The following is a 25312-nucleotide window of genomic DNA, read 5'->3' as shown; positions in this document are numbered from 1 at the left end:
TCCCTTTATTGTTATTATGGTTGTTGACGACCCCGAGCGTGTTTAACAATAATCGCCACCGCTTCTTCGATATCATCGGTTACAGTGAACAACGAAAAGTCACTTTGGTCAATCAATCCTTTTTTAACTAGCTGTGCTTGCATCCAATCAACCAGCCCTTGCCAAAATTCTGAGCCAAATAGCACGATAGGCATTTTTGAAATGCGGCCAGTTTGCAGTAGCGTAAGTGATTCAAATGTTTCATCGAGTGTACCAAAGCCACCAGGCATACAAATATAGCCCATAGAGTATTTTAAAAACATCACTTTACGGGTAAAAAAATAACGAAAATCAAGAGGTTGATTTTGGTATGGGTTAGGCACTTGTTCGTGTGGCAGTTCAATGTTTAGGCCAATGCTTTTGCCGTTTGTTGCACCGCGATTGGCTGCTTCCATGATCCCAGGACCACCGCCAGAAATTACCGCAAACCCTTCTTCTACAAAGCGTTTGGCAATATCGACGGTTGCTTGATAGTACGTATCGCTTGGCTCTAAGCGTGCTGAGCCAAAAATAGAGATGGCAGGGCCTGTATCTGATAATTTATCAAACCCATCGGCAAACTCACTGATAATACGAAACATGCGCCATGATTCGTCACCCTTTAAATCATCGATCATTGTGCATCTCCTTTTAACACCATAAACCACGCGTCAATATAATCCGGCATATGTCGGTTTGCATCGTAATAGGCGTCAATGCCTGGGTAACTGCCTGCTAAATAGTCTAGCTGATACAAGTTATTTTCAAACGCGCCACCGGTATCGGCCATCACTGCCATTCGGTATTCGCTATGACTTTTAAAATCAAATTGCGCAAAAACTAATGCGCCCAGCCCGAGTTGATAAATATCTCCCGCAAACGTTACTTCCGGTAATACTTCAATTTTATGGTCTGCGTCTTTGCCATAGCCTAAAATGCCATCCACTTGTTTAAAGTACCAGTAACGATTTTGTAAATATGGCTTAATTGCTCGGTCGTAGGCAATGTCGTTATTGCGATGCACATTGTAAACACGCTGCTGTCCCTTAATATCAACAACGATAGTACCTTGTAACAGTGCTGACTCTAAATCTTCTCGTGACAAATAAACAAGCGGTTTTGCTAGCTTTTTGGCGTCAATCACACCACCTAAAATAGCTTGTTTACCGTATTTGAATCGCGTTAGGTGTTTTTGTGTATTTGCTTCTTCTAGTGATAAATGGTGTTCATCAAACGGCAGCGCATAGAGTGGAAACGGTGTTTCGCTTGTTTTGCTGTCACTGCCGCTCGCTAAATGCACATAGTATTTTGTCATTAACACTTTATCGGCGGTGAGGTTTTTAAGTAATGGCTTTTTGTTACTTAGTTTTTTCGCATGTTTTGTGTCTGAACTAATACGATAGAAATCATAATGTTTCGTTAGAAACTCAAAGTTTGTCAGCTGATGGGTCTTATTCATATCATCGTGTTTGGCAAATTCACACAGTGATTTAAGCGTTCGTTCGATGTCTTTTTCAGTAATCCCAAATTGCGAAAGTTTATTTGCATGGATCACCGCGGGATCGTATGCGTTACCCAGTGCACGATAGGCAAGGGTATTATCTGCAACCTGACAAAGTTTATCGCTGTCAGTATTAATTTTAAGGCTTGTTGGCGGCGTTTGTTTGCTAATTGAAAAAGCATTGGCTAACAGGTGAGTTGAGTATATAGCGCACACTAGAAAAGAAAGTAGAACATTAAACTTCATTTAAACATCAATAAGTAAGCTAAGTGATAGATGCCAGTTTACTGATTTCAAAAGTGAGAAGCTAGAAAAACGCATAGATGCTGAAGCTAATAGAAGAAACTTATGAACGTAAAATTAAATTAGAAACAATGAATATTTAAGGGAGAAGATATTTTGGAAGTAAATGGTGGGTCTGAGTGAATTCGAATCACCGACCTCCACGATGTCAACGTGGCGCTCTAACCAACTGAGCTACAGACCCTCTATTTATGGTTCGCATTCTACATAGAATTTTTTGTTGCACAAGCAGAATTTTCACCAAACGCGTTTAACTGATGGATTTATATGCAGTTTGCAGTGTTCTTTTATATTCATGTTAGACGAATGTAGATAGTGAGCGTCAGTCTAAGACGACGCCAACTCAACTACAAAAGAACATCGGGCTTAGCCTGGTTGAATGTTGCAGCGTTTATACAGTTGTTGCCACCAAGTAACATGCGTAACTGAATAGTGCTTAAGGCTGGTATCGAGCGAAAGCGGATGAATTTTTAAATCACTTTTGTAAGGCTGATGGTACTGATTTTGCCAAAGGCCAAGTAATGCAGGCTTTACTTGCATATATTCCTGCAACAGATCGTTGTGATAGCCTTGTATTTTGCTGCCATAAAATTTGCTAAAAATATTTGTGAGTACGGTGGCGCTTTTATTGTTATGTCCGGTTTTACAAATGTCGCTAAATGATACTGATTCGAGCGCTTTATTTTGCTGCTGCAGTATAAAAATTTGTTCGTACAAAGCTCGTAACAAACTTGGCAAATAGCTGTTTTTAAAAAGTGTTGCTAAATGCGCTTCTAATTCAGCGCTGTTTATTTGGTTAAATTCTTGATTTACCAACGCGCTTTTAACGCTCGCTAAATAATTTAAGGTATTAAGCGTGTGTTGCTTTTGTGTTTGGTTAACATCGAGCAGTGAATAAGATACAGGTAAATAAAGCGAGGCAAGTTGCTTGTCTAAAAACAGCATTTTTTCCCAATAGGTAAACAGCAAGTCGGCTTTTTGTTGTTTTACTTCGTTGAGCTGCTTTGTAAGCTCAGCGTCGTTAAGTGTCGCAACACAATTAGGCACCATTTGGATAAAACGCACGTTATATACAAATTCGCTGCTTGGACCGCTGACTTTCCCCAGCTGTGAATTGCGCTCAGCAATCAATTGACCTAATTGGCAGTGTTGTAACTTATTGAGTTGTAGAATGCCAATAGTGCTGGCATCGATATTGGAAAAGGTTGGCATGACCAACTTTTTACTGTCTTGATAGGGGGTAAGCTCGGGTAACGTGAGCTGCGTATTTAAGCGTGCGTGATAATCTAAATTAATCTCGCTAGGTGCCTTTGAGCACCCAGCTAGTATTAAAATAATTAAGGTTTTGGTACTAAGCGTTATTAAATGGCGCGTTAGCAAGGCGTTTCCTCACGGTATAAATTAATAAAACGGCTGCGGTTGATAACCCAACAATAATGCCGAGCCAAAAGCCTTCTGGTCCCATAGGCTCAACAATTAAATCAGTTAATGCTAATACGTAACCTAAACTAAAACCGATTAACCAGTACGATATAAACGTAATATACGAAATAGGTGCGGTGTACTTTAAGCCACGTAAAATACCTGTTGCAGCGACTTGCAGGGCATCGGGTAATTGATAAAAACACGCCAAAATTAAAATCGCGCTGGCGAGGGCGATTACTTCGCTATTATCACTGTACACACTACCGATCACGCTGCGTGACAAGAACGTAATAAGCGCTACTAGAGTTGAAATCATCAATGCTAATAATAAACTAGTTGATACGGTATTTTTTACTGCGGCATAGTTTTTTTGTCCGGTAAGATTACCAACTCGAATGCAAATGGCGAGCGCAAGGCTTAATGGGATCATAAATAATACCGTTGATACACTTGCTGCCACTTGGTGACCTGACACCGCAATAGCCCCAAGTGGTGCAATAAAGAGTGGAATACAGGCAAATAGCGTTACTTCAAAAAAGTGTGCAAGCGCAATGGGTGTGCCAAGCTTGGTAATCGTCAGCTGTGTAGCAAAGTGTGGTTTAATTGCGCGAGAAAATAGAAAACGACCTTTTAGGCGTTTTGAATACAGCATATAAATAAACAAACTGAACGCCATTGACCAATACACAATAGCTGTGGCGATTCCGCAGCCAGCACTGCCATAGGCGTCGATACCGAACTTACCGTGAATGAAAATATAGTTGGCGGGAATATTAATTGCTAAGCCAATTGCGGCAATGTAAACCGCAGGCTTGGTGTATGCCATACCTTCGCAGACACAGCGAAGTACATTGTAAATTAAAAAGCCCAGTAAGCCCCATTTAACATAGCTAATATAACCAAGAGCAAGACCTGCTACTTCCGGTTCCATTTTGATATAAGAAAGCGGAATATCAACAAAGAATATGAGCGCTAAACCAAGTGCAGCAAGCACCAAAGCTAAGTAAAACCCTTGATACATATCATGGCGAATTGCAAATAGCTTCTTTGCCCCGAAGTTTTGCGCCACCATACCCGTTAAAGCTAATAAGACACCTAGTAGTGTCAGTAGAACTGGGTTCCAAATACCCAACGCAATGGCAAGCGCTGCTAAATCATAGGCACTTACTTGTCCCGCCATTACGGTATCCACAACGCCCATTAGAATCATGGTAACTTGGGCAATAAAAACAGGGATAGCCAAGCGAAGAATAAATCTCGCTTCAAAAACATTAAAGGTCATACTTGCGCATTCTAGCAAAATAAGGAAAATCGTAGTTTACTGAATGTAGAGATAGATAGGAATTAAATGTTTACTGGTATTGTACAAACAAAGGCGTCGGTGGTATCTGTTTCCAAAAGTGGTGAAATTATGCGCCTAGTTTTGTCTACTCCCAACGCATATTTAAATCATTTGGACATTGGTGCGAGCATTTCAATCAATGGTTGTTGTCTTACTGTGGTGGAATACGAGCTCGGTCATAAAGACGTAGTTGGCCAAGTGCATTTTGATGTGATCGACGAAACCTTGAAGCTCACCAACTTAGGTAAATTAAAACAAGGCGAAAAAGTAAACTTTGAACGCTCGGTTACCTTTGGGACTGAGTTGGGCGGACATATCGTCTCTGGGCATATCCACACCGTTGCAAAGCTAACGCGTATTGAACGTGAGCAAGATAACTGCGCAATGTTTCTGTCGTTACCAGAAAAATGGCTCAAATACATTAACTACAAAGGCTTTATTAGTGTAAACGGCTGCAGCTTAACGGTTGGCGAAGTTACTCACAACGGATTTTATCTACACCTAATTCCAGAAACGCTAGAAGTAACCAATTTGGGCCTTGCACACATTGGTAGCGAATTTAATATCGAAGTTGACCAACAAACCTATACTATTGTTGAAACCATCGAACGTTATATGAAAGCGAAAGGTCTCTAATTGCTGCCGAAAGGTTTAAAAAACTTGTTCGTCATCACTGTCGACACTGAGCTCCACTTTGTTGTAAATCCTATCTATGTGCATATTTAAATGGATAGGATTGCAACAGGCTGCACAGTCTTCGTAGTATTCTTGGTCGCCGAGTGTTGTATCAAGTTCTACATCGACATGATTGCCACAATGCGGGCAAGTGATCCGTTGAAATTTATGGTCTCTCATAGCAGTTTCCAACAATAAAGACACTTGTTAAAGTGTAGTCGAAAACCTTAATTTTACCCGCTAGTCTAGACCATATCGTTGCTGGATTTTAACGACCTGCATATGTGCATCTTCAATATATTGATTACCAAAAATATTTCCATGATTAAGCAGGTGGTACAAGTTATAAATATGCTTTCTTTCTTGGTAAGTTTCGGGCAGTGGATAGGTATCTTGATAGCCAACATAAAAATCATGGTGAAATTTGCCAAACAGCTCGGTCATGGCAACGTCGGCTTCGCGGTCGCCATAATAGCATGCTGGGTCAAACACGCTCGGTTTGTGTTGGCAAAAGCCTACATTGCCACGCCATAAATCACCATGCAGTAATGATGGCTGACAATGATGGGTATGCAGTATTTGCTTTATTAAATCGACAAAGCGGTCAATATCCACCAAATGAACGCGTTTTTCCGCCAGCAGTTGCAGTTGAAACCCAATTCGCTGTTCGGCAAAAAAGGTATCCCATTTTTTATGCCACTCATTGGGCTGAGCAGTTAAACCTATGTAGTTATCTAAATCAAAGCCAAACATTTGTTGTTGATGTTTTTTATGAAGTTCAGCTAATGTCACACCAAAGTGATACCAATCAGTTTCTCTGCCGTCATCTAAATCAAGCCATTCAATTACATGGTAGGCAAACTCATTACTTTGACCGACAAGCAGCGAATCGGCAACGTAAAAAGTGCTTTCTTTGGTAAGGGTGTTTAAACCAATGCGTTCTTGTTCAAAGTTATCGAGTTTGTCTTTACTTGCGACTTTAACAAAAAAACTCTGTTTATCATCTGAAAGTTTATAAAGCAGGTCATCTCCAGAGTTCGACAGTTGAATTTTGTTCGATATAGCGAGGTTACAATGTAGGGTTTTTGACAGTTCGGTGATTAGGGCGTTCCACATAATTAAGTCCTTCGCAGCAATTTAGTTTGCTAATGGCGCAAGCACACAGTTGAGCAACAAACTAACTATAGTCAAGGCTCATTATTTTTGAGCACCGTTTACAAAAAAGCACATAAAATAAGAAGAAATTCGGCTTTTTGCCCTTGCTTCTAGCCAAACCCAAACTTTAAAATAGCGGCGATTTGGGTTTAGCTGGAATTTGGAGGGTTAGTTGAACAAGCACGCTATCACCAATCTTGTCGCTGTGGTGTTAACAGTGGCGGGTTTTGTATTGTCTTTACCGTGGTTACTTAGCATTGGTTTATTTGCGTTATCAGGCGCGTTAACAAACTGGCTTGCTGTGCACATGTTATTTGAAAAAGTACCCGGTCTTTACGGTTCGGGTGTTATTCCAAATCAGTTTGAACAGATTAAATTAGCCATTAAGCGCTTATTTATGTCGCAGTTCTTTACTCAAGAAAATATTAATAAGCTAATGTCAGCAGAGTTGGATAATAGTGAGAACGGCATCGATTTCACGCCGATCATTGAAAATACCGATTTAAACCCAGCGTTTGACTCGTTGGTAGACGTGGTTGAAAACTCACAGTTTGGCGCGATGCTTGGTATGTTTGGTGGTACAGCAGTACTTGAACCAATGAAACAGCCATTTATTGAAAAAATGCAGTCATCACTTATTGAGATCAGTAGTTCTGAAGTATTCCATAAAACTGTGCAAGCTCAGCTAACATCTAACACCAGTGCAGAAAAGCTCCAGTCGAAAATTGAAGCGATTATTGAGGCACGTTTAACCGAATTAACGCCTGAACTTGTAAAAGAGCTTATTCAAAACCTTATTAAAGAACACTTAGGCTGGTTGGTTGTTTGGGGTGGGGTATTCGGTGGTTTATTTGGCTTAATTGCTCATTTTATTTAAAGCCGATTATCTATTAAAAAGAATTACGTAAAACGGAGGGTGAGCCTCCGTTTTCTTGTCTTATTCCCGTCATTATCCAAACACCATGTTAAGGTTACTTGCTGCCTGAAACATAGACGATTTGCTTTTTCGCCATCGCTAAGTCTTGAATACTGGTTGATGTTTTAACTTCTAAATTTAAATATTTGCCAGTGCGGTTAAGGCCATATGTATTTGCAAATTTCGCCAGCGACATATCATTACAAGTTAGTTTATCCGCCAGTGAATGCTTTTTAAGATAAGTTTCTTTAAGTTCACGATGTAGTTTAAGCGGTTTGTTTGTTGTCATTGCCATACAAAGCGCAGTACCCGGCGAATTATCTGCTGCGACAAATTGTGTATCTGCAGATGCGTTTACTGAAGCGAAAAGGGTGGTGCTAATAAGTGCTGCTGCTAAAACTTTCATGTTAAATTCCTCATTCCAACATTAATTAAAGTAAGTGTTCACGTTTTCAATTGAACGTACTTATATAGTCGCTGAAACTCGAAAAAATGCTGTTAACCTAACGTGACAGGGTGTAAAAGAGTATTTCAAATGTGTCATTAGCGCATAAAAAACGCCACTTTTCATGGCGTTAATATGTGACATTTGCAATAAATAGCTGAAATTATTTTTTAACTTTTTTCATTGCTGAAGTAATTACACGTCGCTTTGTGTGAATTTACCAATCGATACCTTTACGCGCTTTAACCCCGTTATCAAATGCATGTTTAACATTACGTACTTCAGAGACAGTGTCAGCGAGCTCTTCTAATTTACGGTGCGCTGCGCGACCGGTCACAATCACGGATTGCTCTTTTGGGCGGTTAGCAATTGCCATTAATACGTCATCAAGGTCAATATAGTCGTAATTAATCATGTAGGTGATTTCATCAAGTACGACCAAATCTATGGTGTCATCTGATAAACACTGTTTGATGTCTTGCCATACAGCTTGCGCGGCTTGTGTGTCTGATTCTCGGTTTTGCGTTTCCCAAGTGAAGCCTGTCGACATAACAAAAAATGTGGCGCCGGCATTTTCAAGTAAATTGCGCTCACCACACTCCCAGCCGCCTTTAACAAATTGTGCTACTGCTGCTTTTTGCCCATGACCTACAGCACGTGCAACCGTGCCAAATGCACTGGTCGACTTTCCTTTGCCATTACCAGTGATAACGAGAAATAGTCCTTTTTCTATGGTTGCTTTGGCAACTTTCTCATCGACCGCTTTTTTGATTTTTTCTTGACGCTTTTGATGTTGTTCAAATTTATCTGACATTGTTATTCCAAAAATAATAAAACTAAGCAATATATCAATACTTCGAAAATTTGCTGAGCCGCGCCCAAACAATCTCCGGTATAGCCATTAATGTGTTTTTTAAACCAAGCGATAAGTACGCTGCGAACCGCGAAACAGGTCACAATGAGTGCTATAAGCTGTAGTAAACTCATGCCATACAAAAATAACACAGCACATAGTACACAAAAGCTAAGCCATAAACGGTTCTGAGCGCTGCTTGGCAAGTGTTTGGCAATTGGTTTTACTTTGCTTGTGGTGTCTTCTGTGACATATGGGCATGTGCCAATAATACTGGTGGCAAATGCACGGCTAATACCATGTGCTGCGATTAATGCCATGACAATATGACTTGTTGCAACGAGTGTTTGATACTTGATTGCAAACAGCGAAATCAGAGCAAGTGTACCATAGGTGCCAAGGCGTGAGTCTTTCATTATTTCCAGTTTTCTATGGGCATCGAATGCACCGCCAAAGCCATCGGCAACATCTGCTAGGCCATCTTCATGAAAACCGCCCGTAAGTAATAAACCAATTATTATTACAAGCACAACCGATACGCTAATTGGCAACACGAGTTGTAAAAGGTAAACACATAACCCGAGTAAACACCCAATAAATACGCCAACTAGTGGAAAATAACCAGACGCCTTGTTGAGTTTGTCATCACTGTAGTCGTCTATATGAATGGGAATACGCGTTAAAAAGCTGAGCGCTAACTTAAATAACGCGATTTCATGTTGTAGCGTCATTACAAGGAAATTCCCAAATCTTCAAAACTGGCCATCTCATTGTAAAAGTTAACCGCTGCCTCAATTAACCCTAGGCAAAGTACGGCGCCAGTGCCTTCTCCTAGCCTTAAAGAAAGATCAAGTAATGGCTCTACCGTTAATTTGTCTAACATTTGGCCATGTGCGGATTCGTTTGATTTATGGGCAAATACTAAATTAGTTCTAATACTTGGTTTGATTGCCAGAGCAATAGCCGCTGCGCTTGTTACAATAAATCCATCAACCAATATTAATTTGTTGTGTTTAGAAGCTTCCAGCATGGTAAAGGTCATGGTAGCAATCTCAAAACTACCTAGCTGGCGCAAAATTTCGAGCGGCTGGTCGCTGTCTACACGGTTAACCGCCTTACTTATAAGCGAACGTTTGTTGTTAAATTGTTGCTGGTCAATGCCAGTGCCATGTCCAACCACATTTTCTACAGGTAGCTTAAATAGTTTTGCAAATATAGCACTTGCTGGACTGGTATTACCGATCCCCATTTCGCCAAAGGCTATTAGATTAGTATCTAGCTGTTGTAGCAACTTTTCACTATGCAAGCGAGCTTCATCGAACTGTGTTTCAGTTAAAGCGGGCTCTACGCTTATATCACCACAAACATTACCTAAGCGCGCGTTTATTAAATTATTATGCGTTGGTAATTGGGTCTGAATACCGCAATCGACGACCTTTAATTGCCAATTTGTTGACTTTATAAAGCTATTGATCGCAGCTTGTCCGTTTAAAAAGCAACTCACCATCAGCGTGGTAACGTCACTTGGGGCAATGCTAATATTGTGTTTAGCAATACCATGGTCGCCAGCAAACACAAGTAACGTAGGGTTAAGAATAGATAATGAATTTGCACTATGTGGGGTAAGTTGTAGCGTAGCGATTTGCGCTGCAAGTTGTTCTATTTTGCCAAGCGAGCCTAACGGTTTAATCTTACCGTTAATAGTGTTTTGAATTGTGTCGGCAATATTGTTACTGATAGACATCTGGATTTCCAAATATTTTTTAGTTATTGTGCGTGACAAACCCAGTAGGAACAAGGGCTTTTGCTTTTAATGAAGAAAAATTTAGTAATTGGTGGTGTGCGTTCCGGTAAATCCCGTTATGCCGAACAAACAGCACAAGAATACGCAACTCAGTTAGGACTTTCGGTTGTTTATATCGCAACTGCTCAAGCATTTGACGATGAAATGAAAAGCCGTATCGAGCGCCACAAACACACGCGCCCTAAGCAGTGGCAAACCATTGAAAGCGGTCCCAAACTTGTTGACTCATTGAATGCAGTTGAAGAACCTTGCATTATATTGATTGATTGCTTAACGGTTTGGCTAAATAACTGTTTGTATTATCAACAAATTGATTGGCAAGAAGAAAAGCAACGCTTTCTTGATTGGTTAACGCGCACTAAACATACTGTGATTATGGTAAGTAATGAAGTGGGTTTTTCTATAACCCCCGATAATGCATTAGCGCGCCAATTTGCCGATGAGCAAGGTTGGTTAAATCAAGATGTTGCGCGCATTGCAAGCACGGTTACGTTTACCATTGCTGGGATCCCACATGAGCTCAAACACGACTAATATTTACTTACTACGGCATGGATTGCCAGAGGGTGATAAATGCTTACGTGGATTGACGGATTTTGCTATCACCGAACACGGGTTTTCACAAATGCAGCAGGCAAGCGATGGGCTAACTATCGATGCCGTTATTAGTTCGCCACTTAAGCGTTGTTGCCATTTTGCAAAAACCTACGCCGATGACAAAAATCTCAGTTTTGAAACAATGAGTGATTTTGCTGAAATGAATTTTGGCGATTGGGATGGCAAACCATTTAGCGAATTATTTGAGCACCATAACAGCCAAATTATGGCATTTTTTAAATCGCCGTATTCGGTATCGCCTCCTAATGGTGAAACCATGGTGGCGTTTAATCAACGTGTAACCACAGCGTTTAAATTTGTCTGTCAGCAGTATCAAGGAAAGAATCTGTTATTGGTAAGTCACGCTGGCGTGATGCGCGAAATTCTTCAGTTAGTACTCGGCGTACAACAATCCGATGGGCAGTTTCAGCAATCCATTGATTTAGCCTACGCTAGTTTGTTAAAGATTAGCGTGATAAATGACAAGGGCGACTATTTTTACCGATTACATTTGTAGCGTTTACATTTGTTTATAGCAAATAAGCGGGTGTTTACCGTAAAAATGTGCAATTGCGGCTTTTATTCGCTACATTTGAGCAGTATTTTTTCGGAGAATAACAATAATGCAAAGATTTATCCCTTCTGCGTTAGTTGTTGCTATGTCACTGGGGCTGGCAGCTTGTAATAAACAAGCACCACAAGGTGAGCACGTTTCAATTAACAAAAATCCATACCCGAGTACTTATCAACCTTATGAAAGTACAGAATTACTGATTAAGAATGCTACCGTATTAACAGGTACTGGCGAACGTCTTGATAATGCAGATGTATTGATTTTAAATGGCCAAATTTCAAAAGTAGGCGAAAACTTAAGTCATCCAAGTGCACGCGTAATTGACGCCAATGGCAAGTGGGTTACTCCGGGTATTATTGATGTACATTCGCATTTAGGTGCCTACCCAAGCCCGTCGGTTGAATCGCACCAAGACGGCAATGAAATGACTAGCCCGAATACCGCTTACGTATGGGTTGAACACTCAATCTGGCCACAAGATCCTGGTTTTAATACTGCCCGTGCTGGTGGTATTACATCACTGCAAATTTTACCAGGCTCCGCTAATTTATTTGGCGGCCGCGGCGTAACGCTTAAAAACGTGCCATCGCACACCATGCAAGCAATGAAATTCCCAGATGCACCTTATGGTTTAAAAATGGCATGTGGTGAGAACCCGAAACGCGTATATGGTAGCCGCAAAGAGTCACCAGCAACACGTATGGGTAACATGGCTGGCTATCGCAGCGCATGGGCTGAGGCAACAGAATACAAACTTGCTTGGGAAAAATACGATCGCGAGCATAAGTTAGGCTTAACCGTTGATGCACCTGAGCGTGATATCAAACTAGATACACTACGTGGCGTTTTAGATGGCGAGATCATGATCCATAACCACTGCTACAAAGCAGAAGAAATGGCGATGATGATTGACCTATCGAAAGAATTTGGTTACCACGCAGGTACTTTCCACCACGGTATTGAAGCATACAAAATTGCAGACTTACTAGCAGATAATGGCAGCTGTGCAGCACTTTGGCCTGATTGGTGGGGCTTTAAGATGGAAGCTTACGACATGGTGCAAGAAAACATTGCCATTGTTGATGCAGTTAAAAATTCATGTGCCATCGTTCACTCAGATTCTGACACAACAATTCAGCGTCTAAACCAAGAAGCGGCAAAAGTAATGTACCGCGCCAATGAAAACGGTTTTGATATTAAAGAAGAGCACGCAATTCGTTGGATCACGCAAAACGCAGCGAAATCGCTGGGTGTTGAAGATAAAGTGGGTAGCCTAGAAGCGGGCAAGCAAGCAGATGTTGTTATTTGGAATCAAAGTCCATTTAGTGTTTACGCACAGGCAGAGCAAGTATTTATCGACGGCGCAAAAGTATATGACCGAAACGATGATAAATACCAAGCGAAAAGCGACTTTATGTTAGGCCAGCAATAAGGAATACAGTGATGAAATTATTTAAACAGACCTTACTTGCTGCAGCGGTGTTAAGTTCAGCAGGCGCAATGGCGCAAACAACTGCAATTATTAACGCACAAATCCATACTGCATCTGAGCAAGGTGTTATTAAAAATGGTAGTGTGATCATTGAAGACGGCAAAATCAAGGCCATTACTACTGACGCAGCAACCGCAGATATGATTATTGATGCACAGGGTAAAATTGTAACGCCTGGTTTTATTGGCAGCATGAACCAACTTGGTTTAGTGGAAGTTGGCGCCGTTGCTTCATCGCGTGATGGCAACGAGAAAAAAGGTGGCATTACCTTTGATCCATCACTTGCATTTAACCCAAAATCAACACTCATTGCGTATGCACGTAAAGGCGGGATCACCCGTGATGTTATTGCGCCAAGTTGGGGTGAAAGTCCATTTGTTGGTTTAAGCTCAACGGTTAATTTAAGCGGCGAGTTTGGTACAAGTGTGGTTGATAGCCAAAATGCGATTATTGTTAATTTAGGCGGTACTAAAGATGGTTCACGTGCAGCGTCTTTAAGCGAATTTATCGATTCGCTTGAAGAGCAGCAAACGAAAATTGCGAAAGCAAAAAAATCTGACAAAAAAGACGATAAAGCAGAGCCTTCTAAAAAAGAAAAGCTATTAACAGCGGCATTAAACGGTGAAAAACCTGTTGTTGTGCGTGTATCACGTGCACAAGACATGCTTGAGCTAATTAAAGTGAAAGAGCGCTTTGGTATCGATTTAGTGATTTCAGGCGCGGAAGATGCATTGCCAATCAAAGCGGAACTGGCGGCAGCTAAGATACCTGTTATTTTAAGTGCGATGGCAAATTTACCGGGTGATTTTGATTCGTTAAATGCGTCACTTGAAACAGCAGGCGAGTTAGAAAAAGCCGGCGTGCTGGTGGCACTTACTATTGCAGGCGATAGCAGTCACAATGTGTATCAACTGCGTTATGACGCAGGTAATGCAATTGCCAATGGCATGAGCCGAGAAGGTGCACTGAAAGCGATTACGAGTAATGTTGCTGACATCTTTAATATTGAAGATGCAGGTAGCATTGAAGTTGGCAAGGCTGCAGATTTAGCTGTATGGTCGGCAGACCCATTTGAGTTCAGTACTACACTTGAAAAAGTGATGATTAATGGTGTTGAAGTATCGACTGAGTCGCGTCACGATAAATTACGTGACCGCTATATGGCTGAAACCAATATGCCACGTGCTTACACTAAGTAACTTAATTTATTGTTTAGTAATACTCAGTAAATACAAAAAAGGCGCCAATTGGCGCCTTTTTTACTTAAGCTTTATTATAAGTACGGTGCGTTAAGTCTATGTAGGCTGTAACAAAGGCCGTTTCTTGAAACTTTTTAAGGCCGGTATCTTCAAAATCAATTGGCAACGGGTTTTTCTTCAGCTGTTCTTTCATTGCCGTTGGATTAAGTAATACCACACGCATATCGTCAATCAATTGCAGTGCCGCTTCAATTTTAAAGCCTTGTGGGCTGCCCGCAAATTTACCTTTTTGTTGGCGTTCTTTGATGGCGATGCTATCAACTTGGTAATCTTGCATTAGTTTTGCAAAGTCGAACTGGAATTTACGGATTTCTTCAGCATCATCGCTTTTTGGTAATACAAAACGTGTTTGGCGCACATCACGAATATCAAATACGTCGTTGTCTTTTGCTAATACACAAATTAAGGCTTCAGAGCCTTTAATTTCAACACCACATGTTCTCATTGGGGCATTCCTAACTAAAAATTTTCGCTAGTTTACCACAGGCCTTATAAATAACATTAGTGTGTTCAGATAAATTACCATGATTAATGGCGCTGTTAGGAAAGGGTAATACAGACCATTGCATGGTCGGTTGTTACGTTAATTTCGTCTTGGCTGATGTGCTCGTCTTGCACCTTGAAATCAAGTGTACTCAAATTTAATTCACTTAAAATCGATTCAGGGCAAACGATGTAGTCGAGCACACTGCCTTTGCCATAATAATAGTGAGTCGGTTTACGGGTTTGTAATTGGCTCAAATAAAAGCTGTCGAGTAGTTTTAAATCGCCATCAAGGTCTTGTTTAAATTCAGTTTCTTCGGTAAAAAATGCTAAGTTCGATTGCACCGCTTGTTGATTAAAATCTCCCATAATAAAACTGGGAAGCGGGTGTTTAAGTTGCTGACTAATAAAATCAAAATACAGTGCCATGGCTTCATCGGCACGTTGTTTATCAGATAGTATTCGGCCAATATGGGCAATTGCGACAGGTGATATTTCGTCTGCGTTAGGCAGTTCGTCGGCGATATCGGTTGCGCGCTTTGATTTTAAATGTGTGCCGTACAACCGAATATGGCCATATTCAGGGTGAGTGATTTCACAATTAATAATTTCACGCGACAGCGCCGACATTTTTAAAAATGGCGGCACATCAATGCGCCTGACACTGGTAATTGGAAATCGCGATGCAATTAAAACAATTGGACGTTTATATAAATAAGGGTTGTGCTCATCAATCGCAGGTTCATCGCAAATAGCAAAGTGGGGAAGCCCGCATTGGGCGATTAGTTCAGTTAATGCGCATACAGAGAACACTTCTTGAAAACAAATGACATCGGGGCGGGTGTTTAATAACAATTGACTCAGCCATGCTTCTTTTTGCTGCCATTGTGCTTTAGTGTAGGTCGATTCGAAGTCATAAAAGCTGTAAGGTGGCTTGCAGTAATTGCATAAATTTAGAGAGGCTATGGTCAGTGACATTGTCTTTACTTCGCTTGCTGATTACCCCTAAGTATGTGTGATTTGGAAAATTAGTCAATCGGCTCGGTTTCTCCTTGTAATTCATAATTTGCTAGTTAAAATAACTGTTTTACTTTCATGAGCCGAGTATTTAAGTAACCACACTTATTGTAAAAGTGTTTTGAATGCTGGACTCAATTTATTAACTGCATGTGATGCATTGTAGGCATCACCACTGTAGCAAGGACAAAACATGCCAATTATTACTCTTCCAGATGGCTCACAGCGAGCATTTGATAATCCTGTTTCTGTATTAGACGTTGCACTAGACATCGGCCCTGGTTTAGCTAAAGCAACCATCGCTGGTCGCATTAATGGCGAGCGTGTAGACGCATGCCAGCTAATCACCGAAGACAGCCAGCTGGAAATCATTACCGCAAAAGATGACGATGGTTTAGAAATTATCCGTCACTCATGTGCTCACCTGTTAGGTCATGCAATTAAGCAGCTTTACCCAGATGTTAAAATGGCGATTGGTCCAACAATCGACAACGGTTTTTACTACGACATCGATATGGAGCACTCATTAACAGCGGAAGATCTAGAAAAACTAGAAAAGCGTATGTTAGAACTTGCGAAAACAAATTACGACGTTGTTAAAAAAGTTGTTACTTGGCAAGAAGCGCGCGATGCATTTGAAGCGCGTGGCGAAACGTATAAGATGGAAATCTTAGACGAAAACATCAGCCGTGATGACACGCCGGGTTTATACCACCACGAAGAATACATTGATATGTGTCGTGGTCCACACGTACCTAATATGAAGTTCTGTCAGCACTTTAAAATTATGAAAGTGGCTGGTGCTTATTGGCGCGGTGATTCAGACAACAAAATGCTACAACGTGTTTATGGCACAGCGTGGGCAGATAAAAAACAATTAAAAGCGTATTTAAAGCGTCTTGAAGAAGCAGAAAAACGTGATCACCGTAAAATTGGTAAAGCACTTGACTTATGGCACTGGCAAGAAGAAGCGCCAGGCATGGTGTTTTGGCACAATGACGGCTGGAGCATTTACCGCGAGCTAGAAGACTTTGTCCGTGAGAAACTGCGCGAATATAAGTACGAAGAAGTAAAAGGCCCATTAATGATGGACCGTGTACTTTGGGAAAAATCAGGTCACTGGGATAAATATGGCGATGCGATGTTTACCACTGAATCTGAAAAGCGCGAATATGCGATTAAGCCTATGAACTGCCCAGGCCACGTTCAAATCTTTAACCAAGGTTTAAAATCATACCGTGATTTACCACTTCGTATGGCTGAATTTGGTTGTTGTCACCGTAACGAACCATCGGGTGCACTACATGGCCTAATGCGTGTACGTGGCTTTACCCAAGATGATGCACACGTTTTCTGTACAGAAGAGCAGGTAATGGAAGAAGTGTCATCGTGTATCAAAATGGTATACGACACGTACGAAACATTTGGCTTCGAAAAAATCGTGGTAAAACTATCAACGCGCCCGGAAAAGCGCATTGGTGAAGATGAAATGTGGGACAAGTCAGAAAAAGCACTGGCTGATGCACTTGATGCAAATGGTATTGAATTTGAATACCTACCAGGTGAAGGTGCATTCTACGGTCCGAAAATTGAATTCACATTATACGACTGCTTAGAGCGTGCGTGGCAATGTGGTACGGTTCAGTTAGACTTTGCATTACCAGGTCGTTTAGGTGCAACTTATGTTGCAGAAAATAACGAACGTAAAACGCCAGTGATGATCCACCGTGCGATTTTAGGTTCAATTGAGCGTTTCATTGGTATTTTAACTGAAGAATATGCGGGATTATTCCCAACTTGGTTGGCACCAAAACAGGTTGTGGTAATGAATATTACCGATAAACAGTCTGAATATGTTACAGAAGTTGTAGAAAAATTGAATAATCTTGGATTTAGAGCCTGTGCTGACTTGAGAAATGAGAAGATAGGCTTTAAAATTCGCGAGCATACTTTAAAACGTATTCCGTATTTACTAGTTGTTGGTGATAAAGAAGTAGAACAACAAGAACTAGCAGTTAGAACACGTACTGGTGAAGACCTTGGCAAGTTATCAGTTGATGACTTTATTGCTAAGCTTGCTGAAGAAGTTAAAAATAGAAAATAAAATAGTGCAAGGTGTGTATAAATAATGTACATTACGCACCTTGTTTTTAATCTTGGTATTTCGTGGAGGAACGAACCATTAGAGGCGGAAAAAAGGGCCCAGCGGCTCAAAAAAATCGTATCAACGAAGAAATTACAGCAAAAGAAGTCCGTTTAGTCGGCTTTGAAGGTGAGCCATTAGGCGTAGTTAGCCTGCAAGAAGCATTTGATAAAGCAGATGCTGCCGGTGTTGATTTAGTTGAAATTAGCCCAAATGCAGAGCCACCTGTTTGTAAAGTGATGGATTTCGGTAAGTTCATCTTTGAAAAAAGCAAAGCACAAAAAGAACAAAAGAAAAAGCAGAAGCAGATCCAGATTAAGGAAATTAAATTCCGTCCAGGTACTGACATCGGTGATTATCAAGTTAAATTACGCAATTTAACTAAGTTCTTAGAAGCGGGCGATAAAGCAAAAGTTACTATTCGTTTCCGTGGTCGTGAAATGGCGCACCAAGAAATCGGTATTGATTTATTAAACCGCATTAAAGACGATTTACAAGACATCGCTCAAGTTGAGTCTTTCCCTAAAAAAGTGGAAGGCCGTCAAATGATTATGATGTTATCACCAATTGCTAAAAAGTAATGGTGAACAGATAAACTAGGTATAAAGTGAGGCTTTTAGCCTCCACCTTGTTTAGCCGGTTAAAGTGAACTTTGTTCCACCGGTAATTGGTAGTAAGTTAGGCCTGAAAAGTGAATGTAAATTCCGCCTACTTGCTGAATATTAAAGCAATATCAATTGGAGTTATTGCAATGGGCTATAAATTAAAAAGCCACAGAGGTGCTGCAAAGCGCTTCAAAAAGACTGCTTCAGGCGGTTTCAAGCGTAAACAAGCGCACTTACGTCACATTCTGACTAAGAAATCTTCTAAGCGTAAGCTTCACTTACGTCCTAAGGCTATGGTTCATAAGAACGATATCGGCCTTATCAACCGTATGTTACCATTCGCTTAATAGGGGTTTTTAGTCATGGCAAGAGTTAAACGCGGTGTTATCGCACGTGCACGTCACAAGAAAGTTTTAAAGCAAGCTAAAGGTTACTACGGAGCACGTTCACGTGTTTATCGCGTAGCGTTCCAAGCAGTAACTAAAGCAGGTCAATACGCTTACCGCGACCGTCGCGCTAAGAAACGTACTTTCCGTCAATTATGGATTGCACGTATCAACGCGGCAGCACGTCAGAACGGTCTATCTTACAGCCGTTTCATTAACGGTCTTAAGAAGTCATCTGTTGAAATCGATCGTAAGATCCTTGCAGATATCGCTGTATACGACCAAGTAGCTTTCGCAGCACTAGTTGCTAAAGCAAAAGAAGGTCTAGCTGCTTAATCTTTGATTAAAACGCTTTACAGATTTAAAGGGAGCTTATGCTCCCTTTTTTAATGCTTAGTACTTGATGAGGAATTGTTTTTAGCAATTCATCCATGAAGTTGGGTTACATCGGTCACCATTGACCTCACCTCATTGCACTGCAAGACTTCGGTTACTTCAGGCATCCTGCCTTACACCCTCTAGGCCAGTATCACTGTTCAATAATATTCCCGATATTATTGTGCTTACAATTCGCCTGAATCCTGAATCCTGAATCCTGAATCCTGAACCCGAAACCCTATCTCGACTTGGTTAAAATGCTGTCCATTAAGCGGGTCGATAAAATACGCTTTAAATAGCCAAATAAATAGGTAGGGAAGGTCACATAGTAACGTGGCTTTGCACATTTAGCTTCGATTGCATGCAGTAACTTTTTATAAACGGCTTCTGGGCCAAGTGTAAATGGCTGTGCTTTGCCTTTTACTTCAAGGCGCGCTTGTTGTTTTAAATAGTTTTCATAGTGGGCGCTATTTTCAGCGTCAATCTCAGCACTAAAAAATGCGGCTAACGCATTATCACGGAATTTCGATTCAATTGGCCCAGGCTCAATTAAACTAACCTGGATATTGGTATCTGATAGCTCTTGGCGCAGTGTGTCGGTTAAGCCTTCTAGTGCAAATTTACTGGCATTATAGGCACCACGATAGGGTAAAGTGACTAAACCTAACACAGATGAATTTTGAATAATGCGGCCTTGGCCACGTTCACGCATATGCTTTATGGCTAGGCAGGTTAAATGGTGCCAACCGAATAAGTTTGTTTCAAATTGGGTTCTCAGCGCATGTGTTGGTAAGTCTTCTACTGCGCCCGGCTGACCATATGCACCGTTATTAAATAGCACATCAATATGACCAAGAATATCGAGCGCTTGACGATACCCACTTTCAATGCTGGCTTCACTCGCAAGGTCGAGTTGGACACTGTGAATACCTTGTTGTTGTAGGCGCGCAACGTCTTCTAATTTACGGCAACTTGCGACGACCTTATAGCCACGCTCAACGAGCGCTTTTGCACAGTAATAGCCAATGCCGCTTGAACTACCTGTTATTAGTACTGTTTTAGTCATATGTTCTGATTTTAAAGAATAATTGGCCCTACCTTAACGCGTTCAATTGCAAATTCAAGTTAATTTGATTACCGTAAAGCCAAATTATTATAAAGAAATAACACGCATGTTTTTAAACGCTTTATTACTGACTGCGAGCCTTTCTGCAGTTGACCACTTACCGCCACTTAACGTGTGGCAAGGGCAAAGTGAACGCCTATTACAACCAACCAATCCACTGGCAACACAATTTGAACGTTCAGGTGGTATGGAATCCCCAAACTATCACGATACCATGGTGTATCTCGATAAACTGGTTGAGGCAAATAGTAAGCAGTTTAAAATCGAGTCTATAGGTACCAGTGACGCGGGTCGGCCAATAAAAATGGTTATCGCTAGTGAAACAGGTCAAATCGATAAGAATAAAGCGACTATTTTGCTACAAGCGGGTATTCACTCTGGTGAAATAGATGGCAAAGATGCCACCTTTATGTTGCTTCGCGATATTGCTCAAGGGCAGCGAAATGATATTTTAAAACGCGTAAATTTACTGTTTATTCCGATTTTAAATGTCGATGGACATGAAAATGCGAGCCGCTTTAACCGCATTAATCAGCGTGGCCCTGAGGTCATGGGGTTTCGCACTAATGGTCGCAATTTAAACCTAAACAGAGATTATACTAAGCTTGAAACCCCTGGAGTTCAGGCGGTGATGCGCGTGATTAATCAATATCAACCGGATATGTATGTTGATATGCATGTAACCGACGGAGCGGATTATCAGTATGATATTACCTATGGTTCAACGCCTAGTTTCGCTTCAGACTCACCAAAAATTGCGCAGTTTATTACAGAAAAGATCAATCCGGTAATTGACGCTAAGCTGTCACGTTTTGGCCATATCCCAGGTCCACTGGTGTTTGTTATGAATAAGCGTGAAATGAGCGAAGGTCTAGCAGGTTGGGTTGCCACGCCGCGCTATTCTAATGGCTGGGGTGATATTACTAATTTGCCAACCATTTTATTAGAAAATCATTCATTAAAACCATACAAACAACGTGTACTTGGCACTTATGTGTTTTTAGATGGTGTTATTGATGCCGTTTCAAATAATTTGAGCAAGTTACGTCGCACTGTGAAAATTGAAAAAGACTTTATGCCGCGTGAATTAGTCGTTACCCGTAGTTATAGCAAAGTACCGGTAAATATTGATTTTTTGGGTATTGAATATGAAAAATATTTCAGCGAATTAAGCGCTCAACAAGAAGTGCGTTACACCGGTAAAGCAAAAATTTACAAAGGGTTACCGGTTTTTTGGCGCAAAGAGGTGGTTGAAAAAGTGAAAGTGCCTGCCGCATATTATTTACCAAAAGCGTGGAGTAATATCGCAGCTAAATTACAGCAACATGGTATTAAGCTTGAGCGTGCCTATGGTGTTGTAAATAACTTAAAAGCAATTGCGGTTACCGATCACACTTTTGCATCAACACCATTTGAAAGCCGATTGCAGGTATCCGGCGAATTTGAGTATTCAAATGCCGCTAAAGTTGATTTAAGTACGTATTACAAAATAAGCACTGCGCAACCAAATGGTAAATTGGCGGTGCATTTACTGCAACCGGAAGCGGAAGACTCGTTCTTTAAGTGGGGCTTTTTTAATAGTATCTTTCAACGCACTGAATATTCAGAAAACTATGCGTTATTGCCGTTTGCAGAAAAAATGCTAGCAAATGACCCAGCGTTGAAGCGTGCGTTTGACGAAAAGCTAGACAGCGATAGTGAGTTTAAAAACAGTGCGCAAAAACGTTTAGCGTGGCTGTACAGCAAAACCCCATTTTACGATGGCGGGTACTTAAATTACCCCGTTTTAATTGAGTATGAGTGATTATGTTAGACGTTTTTACAAATCCTGTTACGCCGTTTGCACAAAATGCTAATTTATTAGTGTGTCAAACAACTAAACACGCTGCGATTATTGATCCCGGGGGGGATATTGAAAAGTTAATTGCGGCAATTAATAGTACAAATGCCTCACTAAAAGCGATTTTATTAACACATGGTCATTTAGATCATGTTGGTGCTGCGAAGCAATTGGCCGAAACCTACGATGTGGATATTGTCGGTCCTCATTTAGGCGATAAGTTTTGGCTAGATACATTGCCACGACAAAGTGAAATGTTTAACTTTCCGCTTGCTGAGGTGTTTACCCCTAATACATGGCTAGCGGACGGTGATACCTTTTCATTTGGTGAAATTACCCTAGAAGTGCGTTTTACCCCAGGGCATACGCCAGGCCACGTTATTTTTATTGAACATGACTCTAAACGGATATTCGTTGGTGATGTTTTGTTTAACGGTTCGGTAGGGCGCACTGATTTTCCAGGTGGCAATGCACAGCAGCTAAAGCAGTCGATTGAATCACAGATTTATTCGCTGCCAGAGGATTATACGGTTTACCCAGGTCATGGGCCAACCACAACTGTTGGTCATGAAAAACGTACCAACCCATTTACCAGTGGTCGCTTTGGCTAAATTATTAATAAATCAGCAGACGCAAAGACTATTGTATAGTATTATTTAACCATTAATGAGTAAATTTAAGAATAAGCTATGTCATTAAACCAAGTAGATCGTCAAATACTCGCATTGATTCAAAAAGACGCGAGCTTATCAACGGCAGAGATTGCTGACAAAGTAGGGCTATCACAGTCTCCTTGTTGGCGTCGTATTTCTCGTTTAGAACAAGAAGGATACATTAAAGGCAAGGTAGCGATTTTAGAGCCGAAAAAACTCGGTTTTGATATGTTGGTTTACGCGCATGTGCGCCTGTCTAGCCATGGCCGCGCACAACTAGCTGAATTTGAAGAACTTATTCAAAGCTATGATGAAGTAACTGAGTGTTACACCATGGCAGGCACTATGGACTTTATGCTTCGTATTATTTCAAAAGGCATTGAAGGCTATGAGCAGTTTGTGCGTGATAAATTATTAAGTTTAGATTACGTTCAAGAAGTACACTCGAACGTAACCATGACCTGCGTAAAACGCTCAACTTCGTTGCCGCTATAATTTCGAGTTATTGAGCACTCCAACGGGGCTCACAGATAACAATATTTATATTTAAACCGCCTTTAGGCGGTTTTTTTGTGAAATTTAATAAATTGTTATAAATCGTCGATTCTGCTAAACTTCGCGCCCTCAAAATAGACTAAAATAAACGCATTACAGCAAGTTTTGCTCAATGTTGTGCTACTCAATGGGAGATCCATGTTTAACTTATTATCTAGAGCCCCTAAATCGGCAAAGAACGATATTCTGTCTGGTTTAACCGTCGCACTAGCCCTTGTGCCAGAAGCGGTGGCTTTCGCATTTGTTGCGCACGTAGAACCTTTGGTTGGCTTGTATGCAGCATTTATTGTTGGTCTAATTACTGCTGTATTTGGTGGTCGCCCAGGTATGATTTCAGGTGCAACAGGCGCGCTTGCTGTGGTTATGGTGAGTCTAGTTGTCACCCACGGTGTAGAGTATTTATTTGCAACCGTACTCTTGATGGGTATTTTGCAGATCTTAGCAGGTGTGCTAAAGCTTGGTAAATTTATCCGTATGGTACCGCACCCAGTAATGCTCGGGTTTGTTAATGGTTTGGCTATTGTTATTTTCTTAGCGCAGCTAGGGCAATTTAAAGCGCCTGATGCAAATGGTGAAATGCAATGGATGACAGGCGAGCCAATGTTTATCATGGCAGGCCTTGTTGCGTTAACCATGGCGATTATTCATTTCTTACCAAAACTCACATCTGCAATTCCTTCATCACTTGCGGCAATTGTTGTAGTAACTGGTTTGGTGATTGGTTTAGATTTAGAAGCACGTACAGTTGTTGATTTCTTAAAAGATATGACAGGTGACGTAAACGCGACGATGGCAGGCGGCTTACCTGAATTCCATATTCCGAACGTACCTATGACACTTGAAACCCTGTGGATTATTTTACCGTATGCCTTAGTACTTGCGGCAATTGGTCTAATTGAGTCGTTATTAACGCTGACCTTAATTGACGAAATTACTGAAACACGTGGTAACGGTAACCAAGAATGTATTGGCCAAGGTGCTGCAAACGTAACATGTGGTTTCTTTGGTGCGATGGGGGGCTGTGCGATGATTGGTCAGTCAATGATCAACATTAACTCAGGCGGTCGCTCACGTCTTTCAGGTATTACAGCAGCTGTTATGCTACTGATGTTTATTTTGTTTGCAGCCAGCCTAATTGAAATGATCCCGCTTGCAGCGCTTGTAGGCGTAATGTTTATGGTAGTACTTGGCACATTTGAGTGGTCAAGTTTCCGTATTATGAAAAAGGTGCCTAAGACAGACGCGTTTGTGATTGTGTTAGTATCGGGTGTTACGGTAGTAACCGATCTTGCTGTAGCGGTATGTGTAGGTGTTATTGTGTCTGCGTTAGTGTTTGCTTGGGAGCACGCGAAACATATTTACACGACGTCTTACATCGATGAAAACGGCTCAAAAGTATATGAATTACACGGTCCGGTATTCTTTGGCTCAGTTAAAAACTTCTTAGAGCTATTTGATGTTAAAAATGACCCAGCGGATGTGATTGTTGAGTTTAAACACAGTCGTGTTGCCGATCACAGCGCCATTGAAGCAATTGATAGTCTTGCTGAACGTTACACTAAACAAGGTAAAAAACTACACTTGCGTCATGTTTCTAAAGACTGTCAGAAGTTATTGTCTCGCGCAAAAGACTTAGTTGAAGTTAACGTAATTGAAGATCCAACCTATAAAGTTGCGTCTGATAAATTAGGTTAATTTATAATCACTTAACAATTGAAAGCTGGCTTCTGCCAGCTTTTTTTATGGCAAATTGCAACTGCCTTGCGA

General features: G+C 41.0%; 27 protein-coding genes and 1 tRNA gene. 14 read left to right on the top strand and 14 right to left on the bottom strand.

Going from position 1 to position 25312, the window contains the following annotated elements; all coding sequences use genetic code 11:
- Positions 1–14: 14 nt before the first annotated feature.
- The 5 genes from AC2IOM_RS12180 to AC2IOM_RS12160 all read right to left on the bottom strand — a co-directional run bounded on the left by AC2IOM_RS12180 (position 15) and on the right by AC2IOM_RS12160 (position 4529).
- The gene (locus AC2IOM_RS12180; protein ID WP_010560254.1) at positions 15–656 is read right to left on the bottom strand and encodes an LOG family protein; all 642 of its coding nucleotides are present in this window, start codon (positions 654–656) and stop codon (positions 15–17) included.
- On the bottom strand, positions 653–1765 hold the full coding sequence (locus tag AC2IOM_RS12175) for a hypothetical protein (protein WP_486358515.1): 1113 nt from the start codon (positions 1763–1765) through the stop codon (positions 653–655). The genes AC2IOM_RS12180 and AC2IOM_RS12175 overlap by 4 nt, the downstream gene beginning before the upstream one ends.
- 164 nt (positions 1766–1929) lie before the next feature.
- Positions 1930–2006, bottom strand: a tRNA-Val gene (locus AC2IOM_RS12170).
- A 182-nt stretch (positions 2007–2188) separates the two neighbouring features.
- Entirely contained in the window at positions 2189–3202 is a 1014-nt protein-coding gene (locus AC2IOM_RS12165) for a DUF3080 family protein (RefSeq protein WP_486358514.1), read from the bottom strand.
- The gene (locus tag AC2IOM_RS12160; RefSeq protein ID WP_336434901.1) at positions 3174–4529 is read right to left on the bottom strand and encodes an MATE family efflux transporter; all 1356 of its coding nucleotides are present in this window, start codon (positions 4527–4529) and stop codon (positions 3174–3176) included. Before AC2IOM_RS12160 ends, AC2IOM_RS12165 begins: the two co-directional genes overlap by 29 nt.
- 66 nt (positions 4530–4595) lie before the next feature.
- Here AC2IOM_RS12160 and AC2IOM_RS12155 point away from each other — a divergent pair, with 66 nt between their 5' ends.
- A complete protein-coding gene (locus tag AC2IOM_RS12155) occupies positions 4596–5225 on the top strand; it encodes a riboflavin synthase (protein ID WP_010560250.1) in 630 nt (209 codons plus the stop codon).
- Between the two features lie 15 nt (positions 5226–5240).
- Here AC2IOM_RS12155 and AC2IOM_RS12150 read toward each other — a convergent pair whose 3' ends face one another.
- Entirely contained in the window at positions 5241–5444 is a 204-nt protein-coding gene (locus AC2IOM_RS12150; RefSeq protein WP_054980128.1) for a CPXCG motif-containing cysteine-rich protein, read from the bottom strand.
- A 60-nt stretch (positions 5445–5504) separates the two neighbouring features.
- The gene (locus tag AC2IOM_RS12145; protein ID WP_486358513.1) at positions 5505–6380 is read right to left on the bottom strand and encodes a fructosamine kinase family protein; all 876 of its coding nucleotides are present in this window, start codon (positions 6378–6380) and stop codon (positions 5505–5507) included.
- Between the two features lie 211 nt (positions 6381–6591).
- Here AC2IOM_RS12145 and AC2IOM_RS12140 point away from each other — a divergent pair, with 211 nt between their 5' ends.
- Positions 6592–7296, top strand: a complete 705-nt coding sequence (locus AC2IOM_RS12140) for a DUF445 domain-containing protein (protein ID WP_486358512.1) — start codon at positions 6592–6594, stop codon at positions 7294–7296.
- Positions 7297–7390: 94 nt separating this feature from the next.
- Here the strand turns inward: AC2IOM_RS12140 and AC2IOM_RS12135 are convergent, their stop codons facing one another.
- The 4 genes from AC2IOM_RS12135 to cobT all read right to left on the bottom strand — a co-directional run bounded on the left by AC2IOM_RS12135 (position 7391) and on the right by cobT (position 10377).
- A complete protein-coding gene (locus AC2IOM_RS12135) occupies positions 7391–7741 on the bottom strand; it encodes a DUF3718 domain-containing protein (protein WP_486358511.1) in 351 nt (116 codons plus the stop codon).
- A gap of 256 nt (positions 7742–7997) precedes the next feature.
- A complete protein-coding gene (gene cobO / locus AC2IOM_RS12130) occupies positions 7998–8594 on the bottom strand; it encodes a cob(I)yrinic acid a,c-diamide adenosyltransferase (RefSeq protein ID WP_054980124.1) in 597 nt (198 codons plus the stop codon).
- 2 nt (positions 8595–8596) lie between these two features.
- A complete protein-coding gene (cobS, locus tag AC2IOM_RS12125; RefSeq protein ID WP_486358510.1) occupies positions 8597–9364 on the bottom strand; it encodes an adenosylcobinamide-GDP ribazoletransferase in 768 nt (255 codons plus the stop codon).
- Positions 9364–10377: a nicotinate-nucleotide--dimethylbenzimidazole phosphoribosyltransferase gene (cobT, locus tag AC2IOM_RS12120; RefSeq protein WP_486358509.1), complete on the bottom strand. Its 1014-nt coding sequence runs from the start codon at positions 10375–10377 to the stop codon at positions 9364–9366. Before cobT ends, cobS begins: the two co-directional genes overlap by 1 nt.
- Positions 10378–10446: 69 nt before the next feature.
- Between cobT and cobU the strand changes: the two genes are divergently transcribed.
- The 4 genes from cobU to AC2IOM_RS12100 all read left to right on the top strand — a co-directional run bounded on the left by cobU (position 10447) and on the right by AC2IOM_RS12100 (position 14299).
- Positions 10447–10971, top strand: coding sequence for a bifunctional adenosylcobinamide kinase/adenosylcobinamide-phosphate guanylyltransferase (gene cobU, locus AC2IOM_RS12115; RefSeq protein ID WP_486358508.1), 525 nt, complete (start codon positions 10447–10449; stop codon positions 10969–10971).
- Positions 10952–11551, top strand: a complete 600-nt coding sequence (locus tag AC2IOM_RS12110) for a histidine phosphatase family protein (protein WP_486358507.1) — start codon at positions 10952–10954, stop codon at positions 11549–11551. Before cobU ends, AC2IOM_RS12110 begins: the two co-directional genes overlap by 20 nt.
- Before the next feature lie 106 nt (positions 11552–11657).
- The gene (locus AC2IOM_RS12105) at positions 11658–13040 is read left to right on the top strand and encodes an amidohydrolase (protein ID WP_486358506.1); all 1383 of its coding nucleotides are present in this window, start codon (positions 11658–11660) and stop codon (positions 13038–13040) included.
- A gap of 11 nt (positions 13041–13051) precedes the next feature.
- A complete protein-coding gene (locus tag AC2IOM_RS12100; RefSeq protein WP_486358505.1) occupies positions 13052–14299 on the top strand; it encodes an amidohydrolase family protein in 1248 nt (415 codons plus the stop codon).
- A gap of 64 nt (positions 14300–14363) precedes the next feature.
- On the opposite strand, the gene AC2IOM_RS12095 is transcribed toward AC2IOM_RS12100, so the two are convergent.
- Both AC2IOM_RS12095 and AC2IOM_RS12090 read right to left on the bottom strand, forming a co-directional pair.
- Positions 14364–14804 carry a DUF3010 family protein gene (locus tag AC2IOM_RS12095; protein ID WP_105171482.1) on the bottom strand — a complete coding sequence of 147 codons (441 nt, stop codon included), beginning with the start codon at positions 14802–14804 and terminating at the stop codon, positions 14364–14366.
- A 95-nt stretch (positions 14805–14899) separates the two neighbouring features.
- A complete protein-coding gene (locus tag AC2IOM_RS12090) occupies positions 14900–15820 on the bottom strand; it encodes an endonuclease/exonuclease/phosphatase family protein (RefSeq protein WP_486358504.1) in 921 nt (306 codons plus the stop codon).
- Positions 15821–16052: 232 nt separating this feature from the next.
- On the opposite strand from AC2IOM_RS12090, the gene thrS reads away from it, so the two are divergent.
- From thrS to rplT, 4 genes are all read left to right on the top strand, one after another.
- Complete coding sequence (thrS, locus tag AC2IOM_RS12085; RefSeq protein WP_010560236.1) at positions 16053–17963, top strand: threonine--tRNA ligase; 1911 nt, start codon at positions 16053–16055, stop codon at positions 17961–17963.
- A gap of 62 nt (positions 17964–18025) precedes the next feature.
- Positions 18026–18583, top strand: coding sequence for a translation initiation factor IF-3 (infC, locus tag AC2IOM_RS12080; protein ID WP_010560235.1), 558 nt, complete (start codon positions 18026–18028; stop codon positions 18581–18583).
- Positions 18584–18753: 170 nt separating this feature from the next.
- Positions 18754–18954, top strand: coding sequence for a 50S ribosomal protein L35 (gene rpmI / locus AC2IOM_RS12075; protein ID WP_010560234.1), 201 nt, complete (start codon positions 18754–18756; stop codon positions 18952–18954).
- Between the two features lie 15 nt (positions 18955–18969).
- Positions 18970–19329, top strand: a complete 360-nt coding sequence (gene rplT / locus AC2IOM_RS12070) for a 50S ribosomal protein L20 (protein ID WP_010387194.1) — start codon at positions 18970–18972, stop codon at positions 19327–19329.
- A gap of 280 nt (positions 19330–19609) precedes the next feature.
- On the opposite strand, the gene AC2IOM_RS12065 is transcribed toward rplT, so the two are convergent.
- Positions 19610–20437 (bottom strand): SDR family oxidoreductase, encoded by an 828-nt coding sequence (locus AC2IOM_RS12065; RefSeq protein WP_486358503.1) that lies wholly within the window; start codon positions 20435–20437, stop codon positions 19610–19612.
- A 106-nt stretch (positions 20438–20543) separates the two neighbouring features.
- Here AC2IOM_RS12065 and AC2IOM_RS12060 point away from each other — a divergent pair, with 106 nt between their 5' ends.
- The 4 genes from AC2IOM_RS12060 to AC2IOM_RS12045 all read left to right on the top strand — a co-directional run bounded on the left by AC2IOM_RS12060 (position 20544) and on the right by AC2IOM_RS12045 (position 25240).
- Positions 20544–22301, top strand: a complete 1758-nt coding sequence (locus tag AC2IOM_RS12060) for a M14 family metallopeptidase (protein ID WP_486358502.1) — start codon at positions 20544–20546, stop codon at positions 22299–22301.
- Positions 22302–22303: 2 nt separating this feature from the next.
- On the top strand, positions 22304–22948 hold the full coding sequence (locus AC2IOM_RS12055) for an MBL fold metallo-hydrolase (protein WP_486358501.1): 645 nt from the start codon (positions 22304–22306) through the stop codon (positions 22946–22948).
- A 78-nt stretch (positions 22949–23026) separates the two neighbouring features.
- On the top strand, positions 23027–23485 hold the full coding sequence (locus tag AC2IOM_RS12050; protein ID WP_010560230.1) for an Lrp/AsnC family transcriptional regulator: 459 nt from the start codon (positions 23027–23029) through the stop codon (positions 23483–23485).
- A 198-nt stretch (positions 23486–23683) separates the two neighbouring features.
- Positions 23684–25240, top strand: a complete 1557-nt coding sequence (locus tag AC2IOM_RS12045) for a SulP family inorganic anion transporter (protein WP_010560229.1) — start codon at positions 23684–23686, stop codon at positions 25238–25240.
- The last annotated feature ends 72 nt before the right edge of the window (positions 25241–25312 follow it).

The sequence above is a fragment of the Pseudoalteromonas sp. NS-SX12 genome (assembly GCF_057367955.1).
The sequence above is the reverse complement of the archived record's forward strand: the minus strand, read 5'-3'. Positions and strand labels throughout refer to the sequence as shown.

Excerpts from the sequence above, each read along its gene's own strand:
- cobS (WP_486358510.1), bottom strand. The coding sequence starts at position 9,364 with ATGACGCTACAACATGAAATCGCGTTATTTAAGTTAGCGCTCAGCTTT.
- AC2IOM_RS12145 (WP_486358513.1), bottom strand. The coding sequence starts at position 6,380 with ATGTGGAACGCCCTAATCACCGAACTGTCAAAAACCCTACATTGTAAC.
- AC2IOM_RS12175 (WP_486358515.1), bottom strand. The coding sequence starts at position 1,765 with ATGAAGTTTAATGTTCTACTTTCTTTTCTAGTGTGCGCTATATACTCA.
- rpmI (WP_010560234.1), top strand. The coding sequence starts at position 18,754 with ATGGGCTATAAATTAAAAAGCCACAGAGGTGCTGCAAAGCGCTTCAAA.
- cobT (WP_486358509.1), bottom strand. The coding sequence starts at position 10,377 with ATGTCTATCAGTAACAATATTGCCGACACAATTCAAAACACTATTAAC.
- thrS (WP_010560236.1), top strand. The coding sequence starts at position 16,053 with ATGCCAATTATTACTCTTCCAGATGGCTCACAGCGAGCATTTGATAAT.
- rplT (WP_010387194.1), top strand. The coding sequence starts at position 18,970 with ATGGCAAGAGTTAAACGCGGTGTTATCGCACGTGCACGTCACAAGAAA.
- AC2IOM_RS12105 (WP_486358506.1), top strand. The coding sequence starts at position 11,658 with ATGCAAAGATTTATCCCTTCTGCGTTAGTTGTTGCTATGTCACTGGGG.
- AC2IOM_RS12095 (WP_105171482.1), bottom strand. The coding sequence starts at position 14,804 with ATGAGAACATGTGGTGTTGAAATTAAAGGCTCTGAAGCCTTAATTTGT.
- AC2IOM_RS12055 (WP_486358501.1), top strand. The coding sequence starts at position 22,304 with ATGTTAGACGTTTTTACAAATCCTGTTACGCCGTTTGCACAAAATGCT.
- AC2IOM_RS12100 (WP_486358505.1), top strand. The coding sequence starts at position 13,052 with ATGAAATTATTTAAACAGACCTTACTTGCTGCAGCGGTGTTAAGTTCA.
- AC2IOM_RS12150 (WP_054980128.1), bottom strand. The coding sequence starts at position 5,444 with ATGAGAGACCATAAATTTCAACGGATCACTTGCCCGCATTGTGGCAAT.
- AC2IOM_RS12110 (WP_486358507.1), top strand. The coding sequence starts at position 10,952 with ATGAGCTCAAACACGACTAATATTTACTTACTACGGCATGGATTGCCA.
- cobO (WP_054980124.1), bottom strand. The coding sequence starts at position 8,594 with ATGTCAGATAAATTTGAACAACATCAAAAGCGTCAAGAAAAAATCAAA.
- AC2IOM_RS12155 (WP_010560250.1), top strand. The coding sequence starts at position 4,596 with ATGTTTACTGGTATTGTACAAACAAAGGCGTCGGTGGTATCTGTTTCC.
- AC2IOM_RS12135 (WP_486358511.1), bottom strand. The coding sequence starts at position 7,741 with ATGAAAGTTTTAGCAGCAGCACTTATTAGCACCACCCTTTTCGCTTCA.
- AC2IOM_RS12050 (WP_010560230.1), top strand. The coding sequence starts at position 23,027 with ATGTCATTAAACCAAGTAGATCGTCAAATACTCGCATTGATTCAAAAA.
- cobU (WP_486358508.1), top strand. The coding sequence starts at position 10,447 with ATGAAGAAAAATTTAGTAATTGGTGGTGTGCGTTCCGGTAAATCCCGT.
- AC2IOM_RS12065 (WP_486358503.1), bottom strand. The coding sequence starts at position 20,437 with ATGACTAAAACAGTACTAATAACAGGTAGTTCAAGCGGCATTGGCTAT.
- AC2IOM_RS12180 (WP_010560254.1), bottom strand. The coding sequence starts at position 656 with ATGATCGATGATTTAAAGGGTGACGAATCATGGCGCATGTTTCGTATT.
- AC2IOM_RS12090 (WP_486358504.1), bottom strand. The coding sequence starts at position 15,820 with ATGTCACTGACCATAGCCTCTCTAAATTTATGCAATTACTGCAAGCCA.
- AC2IOM_RS12160 (WP_336434901.1), bottom strand. The coding sequence starts at position 4,529 with ATGACCTTTAATGTTTTTGAAGCGAGATTTATTCTTCGCTTGGCTATC.
- AC2IOM_RS12060 (WP_486358502.1), top strand. The coding sequence starts at position 20,544 with ATGTTTTTAAACGCTTTATTACTGACTGCGAGCCTTTCTGCAGTTGAC.
- AC2IOM_RS12045 (WP_010560229.1), top strand. The coding sequence starts at position 23,684 with ATGTTTAACTTATTATCTAGAGCCCCTAAATCGGCAAAGAACGATATT.